This window comes from Acinetobacter sp. LCT-H3 (assembly GCF_001866125.1).
Taxonomy (GTDB): Bacteria; Pseudomonadota; Gammaproteobacteria; order Pseudomonadales; family Moraxellaceae; genus Acinetobacter; species Acinetobacter schindleri.
Window position 1 is genome coordinate 1 of the sequence record NZ_MODX01000046.1, and the last position, 10,557, is coordinate 10,557.

Below are 10,557 nucleotides of genomic sequence, written 5' to 3' on the forward strand. Positions count from 1 at the left end.
AATAAGCAAAGCTCATTATTCAATGAGCTTTGACAGTAGCAATTTCAAGAATGCTTAGGAGAGAGTTAAATTAAACTTAGTGATATAAAGCTGCTTTCGCTTCTTGGTCTGCATGATCTTGCAATAAAGCATGCACAGCCCAGATCGCAGCTGGGAGCCAGCCTAAAAGGGTAACTTGAAGAAACAAACATATCATTGCTGCAAAAGGTCGACCTATCATAAAGAAAGGCAGCCAAGGAAAGAGCAACGCTATCAGAAATTTCATATTAATTTCCTCTTAAGAAGTTTCAAAAGCCTTAACAACTAATAAGAGGCAGAAGTAAACAACCTATAGGCGTATCCGTCTATTCAAGATTTACTTATTTATGTAATTGACCGTGCACTTTGACTTTATTCATAAATTATCGTTATTTGGCATCACTAAATGCAAACTAAAAATTATACAGTCAAAATCAGTCCTGAGCTTTTTGTTCAGTTTCATCATTGGCCGGAAAAATACTTGGATTCGTGAGCCTGATGTTTTCCTGGCACTGATCGCATACCAACACTCCTGCAAAAAGCTGTACATTTTTTCTTGATAGACAAAGAGTACAGGCCTTCGGAAACATAATTGTATTTGTCGTAGTGGCAATATGAGTGTTCATTGCAATTCCTAGAATAACTGAAAATAGCTTATTAGAAGTGCATGCTAGTAGCTATATCTGAATAGCCACCGATTTTATAGACATCTTTTATTGAACATCATAAACGGCTCTAATCTAAAGAACATTTAACATAAAAACTCTTATACGCAATCAAAAAAGTGAGGTAAAAACCTCACTTTGTATAAAGCCAAATGAATGGATATTTCCTAGAATTTTAATTAATAAAAGTTATCACGGTAGAAGTTATAAGTAGTATTGTGGCGATCAATGTTAAGTAGATGCATGGTTTACTCATTGATTGATCATCTACTTTGAAAAAGTGCTTTATTGGATCCTTCCAACCAGTCATTTGACTCCAAGGATACCAAAAACATAAAAAACCCAAAGTACTTAAAATTCCGGCTAAATCAAAACTCTTGGATAAGCCAAATAGACTTATGGCAACAGATGCTGCACCTAAGACAAAACCAAACCAAGATTTAATCAAGGGAGCCTTGGGAGAAGTTACTGATAAATTATTCATATTAGAGTTCTACATTAAAGATTAAATAACTTTCTGTCTCTTTCATCCGTCAAATACCGGTCCATCTGAGCGATCAATTTAGCCCGTGCCTGTTCATCTTCTTCAGTGATTTTTAGCATACAGGATCCAATTAAAATCTTGCGTCTGGTATCGTCCTTTCGAGCCTGTTCTTTCTCTTTAGCACGTTCTCTTGCCAGTGCTGCCTGTCTTTGAGCCTTTAACTGCTTTAACTTTTCTTCCTGTGCCTTGATTTTGCTATTTAGTGTTTCAGTAATACTCATTAATCCAATACCATCATCCTGGGAAACCATCCCTAACATAAGCGCACTTGAATATGCATTCAAGGTGCTATATGTATAGTAATGTTTTCCTCGAAGAGCGCACTTATGCAAACTTCGTTTGCAAGTCCGATTGGGGTCTCCCCAATACCCCGACAACCGTATCCACGGTTGTATTTCACTACGTGAAAATTTAAAAGCGAAAAACAGGCATGGCGATTTACCACTTTTCAGTCAAAACCGTAGCACGATCAGCAGGGCGTTCCGCTACTGCTGCGATTGCCTATCGGGCAGGTGAAAAGATCTATTGTGAACGTGAGGGCCGAGAACATGATTACAGCCGAAAAACAGGTGTGGAATATAAAGAAATTTATTTACCCGAAGGCGCACCAGAACATTTAAAAAACCGGGAAAGACTCTGGAACGAAGTTGAACAACGGGAAACCCGAAAAAACTCGACAGTTGCCCGAGAATTTGAAATCGCTTTTCCAAGTGAATTAAATCAGGAACAACGCCTGGCCATGCTCGAAGAGCTATGCGCCAGTATCGTGGACAGACATCAGGTGGCCGTCGATGCCTGTATTCATGCACCGCATACTGGATCTGGTAGTGATGAACGCAATTATCACGCGCATATCCTGATGAGCACACGCAAACTTACTCCGGAAGGCTTCACCGAGAAAACCCGGGAACTGGATCAGAAACACAGTGGAGAAATCGAACACTGGCGCGAACACTTTGCCGATATCTGCAATATGCACCTGGATCTGGCTGGATACACTGCCCGAGTCGACCACCGCAGCTACAAAGACCAGGAGAATGGTTTAGAAGCCACGCTGCACGAAGGGCCGAAAGTCACCGAACTGCGCCGAAAAGGGATTGAGACCGAAATCAGCCGAAGCAATGACGAAATCAAACAGAGAAATCAGGCTCAGTTGCAATACGGCAAAAATATGGATCTGCTGATTGCTGAAAATGAGATCAAACTCAATACACTAAAAACTGAACAGCAGATCCAAATCAAAAATAGTGCTAAAACGCCACCAATTGACGAAAAAGCCCTGTTTGAAGAAAAACAGAGGGAAACCCTTGGCAAAGTGCTAAATCGCGAAATCAGCGCAAAAGACGCGAATCTAGACCTAGAATTTATGCAGGATGTNAAAAATAGTGCTAAAACGCCACCAATTGACGAAAAAGCCCTGTTTGAAGAAAAACAGAGGGAAACCCTTGGCAAAGTGCTAAATCGCGAAATCAGCGCAAAAGACGCGAATCTAGACCTAGAATTTATGCAGGATGTTTTTAAAAAGGCAGAAAACACCTTGGGCAAGATGCAAAAGCATAAAAATGAGTTTAGTCAGCAGCTCGCCCAAGACATTTTGAAAAACAGACTGAAACAAAGTCATGACAAGTTGCAAAGTCTGGTCGATCAACACAATGAATTAACCCAGAACAAACCCTTACTGTTTGGAAAAAAAGCCTGGGAAGCCCAACGTGACGAGGTTTATCAGGAACACAAAAAGCTAAAAGGTCAGCATGAACACCAGAAAAAACATGGTGTGAAGGATTTATTGGAAAATGAAAAGTTCAAAGAACATGCCTGGAAGCAGTACCAACAACAACATCCGGCCAAAGCCAAGCAATACCAGACTCTATACTCAACCTATCAAGTCATTAAAAAATGTGTGAATGAGATCAAAGCAGAACAACAGCTGAAACTCAGACAAGAACAACAACTCAAAGCACAGCAACATGCGCCTAAAATGAAATCTCGTGGCATGAGTCGCTAAACAGAGCGAGTGTCTAGGAGCGAACTGAGAAAATTTGCCCTTTCCTTTCCCTGATTACAAGCTCCCTATCCATCAATCACCTGTATACCAGAGCATCCCGCATGGGTGCGAACTTTCCAAATTTGATTCTTAAATCGAGCGTAGCGAGAAAAAAAGTTCATGAGCGCAGCGAATTCCGAGTTGCTTTTGCTTTTTCTAAAAGTCACGAAAATATTAACCAAAAATTGCCCCAACGAATCGAGCGAAAGCGAGATTCAATAGAGTTTGAGCGTAGCGAAAACCAAGGGCAATTTTTTATATTTTGGGCTTTTAATTATTTTTAAGCTTTTAAATGCTTTTAGAGAGGCTCAAGTCTTTGTAAAGAAAGGCTTCTAGAGCTTATATGACTACGTTTACCTACCAATATGACTACGTTTACCTACCAATATGACTACGTTTACCTACCAATATGACTACGTTTACCTACCAATAATCTACATTATTTTTTTCGTAGATTTAACTACATTTACCTTGCATTAATCTGCATTATTTTTTTCGTAGATTTAACTACGTTTACCTTGCATTAATCTACATATTTATTATTATAGATTTATATTCATAAGTAATAATGTAGATAAATAAAATGCGGGACCTAGTAGTTAAAGACAATGCATTAATTAATGCGAGTTATAACTTAGACTTAGTAGAACAACGTTTGATCTTATTAGCCATCGTCGAAGCAAGAGATAGTGGTCGGGGAATCAATGCAAATGACCCTTTAGAAGTCCATGCTGAGAGTTATGTAAATCAATTTAATGTTGCAAGACAAACAGCTTACCAAGCGTTAAAAGATGCCTGTAAAGATCTATTTGTACGTCAATTTAGCTATCAAGAAATTAATAAAAGAGGAAATGTAGAGAATGTTTTAAGTCGCTGGGTCAGCGAAATTAGATATATCGACGATGAAGCTACAGTAAAGTTAATATTTGCCCCTGCAATCGTGCCACTTATTACACGTTTAGAAGAACAATTTACTAAATATGAGTTACAACAGATTAGTAATCTCAGCAGCGCTTATGCTGTGCGATTGTATGAATTATTAATTGCTTGGCGCAGTACAGGTCAAACTCCCATTATTGAACTAGCAGAATTCAGACAAAAAATAGGCGTTCTTGATGATGAATATACAAGAATGGGAAATTTTAAAGATCGAGTATTAAATTTAGCTATTGCTCAAATTAATGAACATACGGATATTAACGTCCAATGTCAGCAACATAAAAAGGGACGTAATATTTCTGGTTTTTCATTCACCTTTAAACTGAAAAAAGTCGTTATAGCTCATAGTAAAGAGCAAACTGCTCTTGAGATTTTCTCAAAATTTACCGATGCACAGTGTCATCTTTTGGCCAGTAAACTGTCTGAGCTTCCAGATATGAATAAATATTCTCAAGGTACTGAAAGCTACTCACAATTTGCAGTTCGAATTTCTGAAATGCTACGAGATCCACAAAAATTTGAAGAACTACTCCCCTATCTAAAGAAAGTAGGCTTTAATACAAAATAAACTTCATGTTCAGATTGGATGTTCATACGAACATCCTTGTACACGCACTGAGGGATTACATTGAACACAACAAAATTCAGCGTCATGGACGCAAGTAAAGCCTTTAAAAAATCACGTACAACAATATATGAGGCTTTAAAAAATGGTGAGTTATCAAGAGATCATGATGGTCTTATAGACTTATCTGAACTTATCAGAGTTTATGGCAATCCAATCGCTGTTCAGTCCAGTACACGCACTGAACAAGTTCAGAAGGATGTACAGGTACACGTTCAATCTGAAGTTGAAAATGTATTAAAAGACCAGATTTCTTTACTCAAAAATCAGTTAGATTTAGCAAATCAAAGAGAAAAGTCTTTGATGCAACATATTGAAGATCTTACTCATAGAATTGAGTTTAAAGGCACCTTAGAACAGCCAAAACAAGAAAATATTAATCAGCTAAATGAATCTACTAATTCGAATATAGCAACAGATCCTCGGCCACAGGATGAATCAAACTATGACAGATTGACTACTTCAGAGAATAAACGCATCCCTGTTCCAGAACACGTTGAGCCTGAACCTAAAAAGAGGGGCTTTCTTAGCCGCTTTTTCCTTCCATATGGTTAGCCAGGACTCCAGTTTTTTGATGAGCCAATTTCAGTACAAGCACCTGAAATAATGACTCCTCAAAAAACCGGACGATGTTTATTAAAACTAATCAAAACCGTGGAACATTGCTCAAGAATTAAGCGTGGAACAAGAAAAAACATAAAAAAAAAGCCCACCTTGGGGAGGTTGGGCAAAAAAGAAACTACAGCGTTGAATTTTCAAGAGAATTATAACGCATTTCGTATAAGGTGTATTATGTTAATTTTAGAAAAACTAATTGATTCTTGAAAGTAAACAGGCTTCCATTATCAGATATTAAGAGGTCTCAAATTCTTTCTGATAATAGATTAACTAATACTTTTAATTCATCTCGTAATTGATTTAAGTTATCAAACTCAATGTTCTTGGTAAGCTCTTTAGGAATCTTTTCTGCTTCAGCAGATAAGTCTCGCCCTTTATCTTTTAATGAAATAAAAACTCGTCTTTCATCATTAGGATCACGTGATCGATTAATTAGACCAGATGTCTCCATTCTTTTTAATAGTGGGGTTAATGTTCCACTATCAAGATGTAAAATTTGTCCAAGATCACCCACACTTACACATTCTTTTTCCCACAAAACCAACATCACTAAATATTGAGGATAAGTGAGTCCGAGAGGTGTAAGAAAAGGGCGATAAGCTTTTACGATTAAATTAGATGCAGCATAAATAGGAAAACATAGTTGCTCATCTAAGCAAAGCTGATTCTTGGACATAGCTTTTTATTTGGTATAGACAGTGGTAGACACCTGTATATTACCTCGAATAGCATTGGAATAAGGACATACTTGATGCGTTTGTTCCACGATTTTCTCTGCCTCAGCTTGTGAAATACCTGAAAGCGTGACATCTAAGTGTACTGTCAAGGCAAATCCACCATTGCCATTAGCAACCATTCCAACAGTACTCAGGACCTCTACATCGTTATCACGGATTTTATATTCTTTATTGCTACGAGTTACATGGATCACTGCATTTCCAAAGCATGCAGCATAGCCAGCTGCAAATAATTGTTCAGGATTCGTTGCATCACCTTTACCACCTAATTCTTTTGGCAAAGCCAATTTTAGTTCTAAGATACCATCTTCACTACGAATATTTCCTGAACGTCCACCGATTGCTTTAACCTGGGTAGAATAAAGATTACTCATTTTGATTACCTTTAAATAAATACATTGTGTGCAATATAATTGCACACAATGTATTTATGTCAACTGTTTTTTATATTCCATTTAACATAATGGCGGTTATACGAAATTAGTAGTTTTTACGCGGAATTCCTAACGTATTCATCTTTTGTCTTATATCTTTATTTTTACCAATAGGTAAAATATATTCATAACTTACCTCGAAAAGTAGGTAATTAAGAAAAAAATTACAGCGTTTTATAAGCCTTATAGTAACGGGAGAGACTATAGGGCTTTTTATTTATCTTAATATTCATATATCTATGATGAAGCCATGATACTCTGCGATATAAAAAACCGGCTTGAGAATAGACCGGTCTTTTATGATATTTGCTAAAATGCTCTTTTAAAATATAAAAAACTAAGCGTGTGTAGCACTGGGTCTAGGTGTTCTTTGAGCTTAGTTATTAGCGTTATTTAAATAAGTATAAGTCAATTTTTACCTAATGGATTTGCTTTTCAACTAGTTCCAATTTCTTTAATGCTTGCCCTTTTTTATGATCATTATTAATCTTTACAACTAGAGCTAAAATAAAAACCATCACTATAAAAACAAGGAAAATCAAATGCTTTTTCATCATTAATCCCTTCTTTTGATCTTTAAGAATGCCTTGCTCCTTTGTAAATAGATATGACATAAGGGAAGCACTGATACAAGCCTTTTTAAATGACTTTAGCAACTCGATAAACAGTTGCAACTCCACAATTCACTGCTTTGGCAATTTCTTCCTTAGTCATATTGCCAGCTGCTAGCAATTCTTTTATTCGTTTGTGCTTAGCCTCATTGGCTTTCTTACCTGTTGGCTTGTAACCCGAACGTGCCAGGCCCTGCTTAATACGTTCTATACGTTTCTCATTGTCCAGGCGGGCCATTGTTGCCAGGAGATCAATCAACATATTATTGATGAGTTCCAGGATTGAATGAGTAATGCTGTCACTGGTTTGAATCATTTGGTAGGTAGTAGGAAGATCCGCTACGACTAAACGAAGTCCCTTCTCCTGGATCCTGCGCTTCAGCTCTTGAAAATCCTGTTGGGTTAGGCGTGATAATCGGTCAATACTTTCAACTAACAAGGTGTCACCTTGATTTGCTTCTGACAGTAGCTTATTCAATTCAGGTCGGTCTAACTTCGTACCACTATAGTTTTCCACGTACACAATGGTTTCGCCCAAATTCAAGTTTTGGTTTAGATCCTGAAGAATCTGCAAAGCCCTTTCTGCATCTTGATCTTTAGTTGAAGCTCGTAGATAAATACGTGTATTCATTTCTATCATTTAATCTTAATTCTATTAGATTAATGATAATACTATCATTTAATTATTTCACTAAGTCTAATGATAGATATTGTATGCGATTTGGCTCGCTATCATTCAGCTATAGTCTTTTGATAAAAAAAGCATGACTAAAAGCCATGCCTTGGGAATTCATATAACGTGTATTATGTTAATTTTAGAAAAAACTTAAAATTATCTATTAAAGAATCATATATTTTTGGATTACTTATAAGTGAAATAGCACCTATATAGTGCAGGCTTAGCTAGAAAAACTATAACACTCTAAGAAAGTATGGGTTTTTATGTACAAGGCAATTTCATAAGAAGCCAGATGATAAAATTCGAGGCTCCCCAATTTTGTAAATCAAATATATGCAAAATAATGTGAGTAAGCCGGCAGTACCAGCATTAACACTGGCTGCACTAGGAGTAGTATTCGGCGATATAGGCACGAGTCCATTATATGCATTAAAAGAAAGCTTTCATGCGACACGCGGGCTACCTATTAATGAACTTAATATCCTGGGAATTCTCTCTTTAATCTTTTGGACCATTACCTTAATTGTTTCGCTTAAATATGTTTTGGTGATCATGAGAGCTGATAACAATGGTGAAGGGGGTATCATGGCATTACTAGCCTTAAACCTTAGGCAAAAAGGATTGTCCCGTGGAAAAAGACTGGCAATCATTATCTTAGGTTTCATTGGAGCATCCTTATTCTTCGGTGACGGTATCATCACCCCTGCTATTTCTGTTTTATCTGCAGTTGAGGGACTTTCTGTTGCTGCCCCGTCATTTGATCGCTTCATTATTCCAATCAGTATTGGAATTCTTATAGCTCTCTTTGCCGTTCAAAAACATGGGACTGCAATGATGGGGAAGTTTTTTGGTCCTATTACCCTGTTATGGTTCCTATCTATTGGTGCCATTGGCATTATAAGTATTATTCAAAGTCCATTTGTTCTTGCATTATTCAGCCCACACTGGGCTTTTTTATTCGTTATTAACAATCCTCTTATTTCATTTTTTGTAATGGGAGCTGTGGTTTTAACAGTAACAGGTGGTGAAGCCTTATATGCGGATATGGGACATTTTGGTATTTTACCGATCAAGTTAGGCTGGTTTTTAATTGTACTGCCATGTCTGATGCTGAATTATGCTGGACAAGGAGCGTTACTGTTAAGAGATCCTTCGGCTATCACCAATCCTTTTTACCTGCTTCTGCCTTCAGCCCTTCTATATCCTATGATTATTCTGGCTACTGCAGCTGCAGTGATTGCCTCACAGGCTTTAATCAGTGGGGTATTCTCTATGGCTAAACAGGCAATACAGTTGGGATATCTACCTAGGCTTACAGTTTTACATACCTCCGCTTCGGAAATTGGACAAATTTATATTCCATTACTGAACTGGCTCCTGTTTATCTCTATCACCATCTTGATCTTAATATTTGAAAGTAGCAGCAAGTTGGCAGGTGCTTATGGTCTGGCCGTCACTGTGACCATGTTCTGTGACACACTGTTAGTAGCTTTTCTGGCTTATAGTTACTGGAAATGGAAAACATGGAAAGTCTTACTGTTCATTATTCCATTCGCCTTTATTGATCTGGTTTTGCTGAGTTCAAACCTATTAAAAGTCCTGATTGGAGGCTGGGTACCAGTCGTTATTGCGGTTATTGTTTTTACCCTCATGATGACCTGGAAAAAAGGCAGAGAGATTCTTCAGGACAAACTGCAGAAGGACACGCTTCCACTGAATGTGTTTCTTGAGCACCTTGAACAGACAGGTCAGAAAGTGAGTGGAAATGCTGTATTTTTAACTGGAACGCCTCAAGTCGTACCCCATGCGCTTTTACATAATCTAAAGCATAATAAAGTTCTGCATGAACGTAATTTTTTGGTGACAATCAAGACTTCTGAAATCCCGTATGTTGATGAAGCTAAGCGAATCGTTACTGAAGTACTAGAGAATGGTTTTTTCAGAATAACGATCCATTATGGATTTAAAGAAGAGCCTAATGTGCCTCATTCATTGAAACAAGCTTTTTCAGTACTGGATCTTGAGTATGACTTAATGAATATCAGCTTCTTTGTTTCTAGAGAAAGATTAATTCCAAGTCTGTCCAGCAAGATGTCTACATGGCGTGAAAAGTTATTTGTCGCAATGCAAAAAAATACCAGCCCTGTCAGTGATTTTTATAAAATCCCTTCTAACCGGGTGGTAGAGCTAGGTAGTCAGATTGAAATTTAAGAATTTCTAAAATGAATAGGCACCTTTAAATAAGGGTGCCTATCTGATCAGAATAAATCTTTTACTTTAATTTTCCAATAGTTGACCAATCTCTAAAGCTGAATAACCACGTTCTTTAAAGATCAAAATAATTGCTTTTTTATAATCTTCAGAAGTAGAGGTCTTATATTTTGTTATAAGTTGAATTTCAGAATTAAGCTGAAGGTCATTTTTTATCGTCAACACTTCCGTAGAGACTTTATTAAAAATCTTGAAATTAAACATACAGGCGCTCTTTATCAATATTATAGCGGCCCGACTACAACAAATACCTGCCTTAGCTCAGCTAGACACCCTTGGCTGCAAGGATTACAAATTAGACAAGATTCTGCAAGTTTTGCTCCATTGAAAGTATGAATATTCAACTAAAGAAGGTTCCATTTAACATAATGG

The 10,557-nt window shown here is 37.2% G+C and carries 13 protein-coding genes; 5 read left to right on the forward strand and 8 right to left on the reverse strand.

Going from position 1 to position 10,557, the window contains the following annotated elements:
* Positions 1–76 precede the first annotated feature (76 nt).
* From BK820_RS14335 to BK820_RS14345, 4 genes are all read right to left on the reverse strand, one after another.
* Positions 77–265: a YqaE/Pmp3 family membrane protein gene (locus BK820_RS14335; protein WP_004641934.1), complete on the reverse strand. Its 189-nt coding sequence runs from the start codon at positions 263–265 to the stop codon at positions 77–79.
* Between the two features lie 187 nt (positions 266–452).
* On the reverse strand, positions 453–644 hold the full coding sequence (locus BK820_RS15725; RefSeq protein WP_004641936.1) for a hypothetical protein: 192 nt from the start codon (positions 642–644) through the stop codon (positions 453–455).
* Between the two features lie 214 nt (positions 645–858).
* Positions 859–1,167 carry a hypothetical protein gene (locus tag BK820_RS15250; protein ID WP_081409073.1) on the reverse strand — a complete coding sequence of 103 codons (309 nt, stop codon included), beginning with the start codon at positions 1,165–1,167 and terminating at the stop codon, positions 859–861.
* A 14-nt stretch (positions 1,168–1,181) separates the two neighbouring features.
* On the reverse strand, positions 1,182–1,448 hold the full coding sequence (locus BK820_RS14345; protein WP_143045203.1) for a DUF8583 domain-containing protein: 267 nt from the start codon (positions 1,446–1,448) through the stop codon (positions 1,182–1,184).
* Positions 1,449–1,657: 209 nt separating this feature from the next.
* Between BK820_RS14345 and mobQ the strand changes: the two genes are divergently transcribed.
* From mobQ to BK820_RS14365, 4 genes are all read left to right on the forward strand, one after another.
* Positions 1,658–3,232 (forward strand): MobQ family relaxase, encoded by a 1,575-nt coding sequence (gene mobQ / locus BK820_RS14350; protein ID WP_071321284.1) that lies wholly within the window; start codon positions 1,658–1,660, stop codon positions 3,230–3,232.
* A 101-nt stretch (positions 3,233–3,333) separates the two neighbouring features.
* Positions 3,334–3,555 carry a hypothetical protein gene (locus BK820_RS15420; protein ID WP_004641946.1) on the forward strand — a complete coding sequence of 74 codons (222 nt, stop codon included), beginning with the start codon at positions 3,334–3,336 and terminating at the stop codon, positions 3,553–3,555.
* Between the two features lie 299 nt (positions 3,556–3,854).
* Positions 3,855–4,778 carry a replication initiation protein RepM gene (gene repM, locus BK820_RS14360; protein ID WP_071321285.1) on the forward strand — a complete coding sequence of 308 codons (924 nt, stop codon included), beginning with the start codon at positions 3,855–3,857 and terminating at the stop codon, positions 4,776–4,778.
* A gap of 84 nt (positions 4,779–4,862) precedes the next feature.
* Positions 4,863–5,390 (forward strand): plasmid replication DNA-binding protein, encoded by a 528-nt coding sequence (locus tag BK820_RS14365; protein ID WP_004641948.1) that lies wholly within the window; start codon positions 4,863–4,865, stop codon positions 5,388–5,390.
* Between the two features lie 307 nt (positions 5,391–5,697).
* Here BK820_RS14365 and BK820_RS14370 read toward each other — a convergent pair whose 3' ends face one another.
* From BK820_RS14370 to BK820_RS14385, 3 genes are all read right to left on the reverse strand, one after another.
* Complete coding sequence (locus tag BK820_RS14370) at positions 5,698–6,129, reverse strand: MarR family winged helix-turn-helix transcriptional regulator (protein ID WP_004282098.1); 432 nt, start codon at positions 6,127–6,129, stop codon at positions 5,698–5,700.
* 6 nt (positions 6,130–6,135) lie between these two features.
* Positions 6,136–6,564, reverse strand: a complete 429-nt coding sequence (locus tag BK820_RS14375; protein WP_004282100.1) for an organic hydroperoxide resistance protein — start codon at positions 6,562–6,564, stop codon at positions 6,136–6,138.
* Positions 6,565–7,263: 699 nt separating this feature from the next.
* On the reverse strand, positions 7,264–7,875 hold the full coding sequence (locus tag BK820_RS14385) for a recombinase family protein (protein WP_004641910.1): 612 nt from the start codon (positions 7,873–7,875) through the stop codon (positions 7,264–7,266).
* 372 nt (positions 7,876–8,247) lie between these two features.
* Between BK820_RS14385 and BK820_RS14390 the strand changes: the two genes are divergently transcribed.
* Complete coding sequence (locus BK820_RS14390) at positions 8,248–10,125, forward strand: potassium transporter Kup (RefSeq protein ID WP_048882685.1); 1,878 nt, start codon at positions 8,248–8,250, stop codon at positions 10,123–10,125.
* Between the two features lie 66 nt (positions 10,126–10,191).
* Here the strand turns inward: BK820_RS14390 and BK820_RS14395 are convergent, their stop codons facing one another.
* Positions 10,192–10,389: a hypothetical protein gene (locus BK820_RS14395; RefSeq protein ID WP_004282105.1), complete on the reverse strand. Its 198-nt coding sequence runs from the start codon at positions 10,387–10,389 to the stop codon at positions 10,192–10,194.
* Positions 10,390–10,557 lie beyond the last annotated feature (168 nt).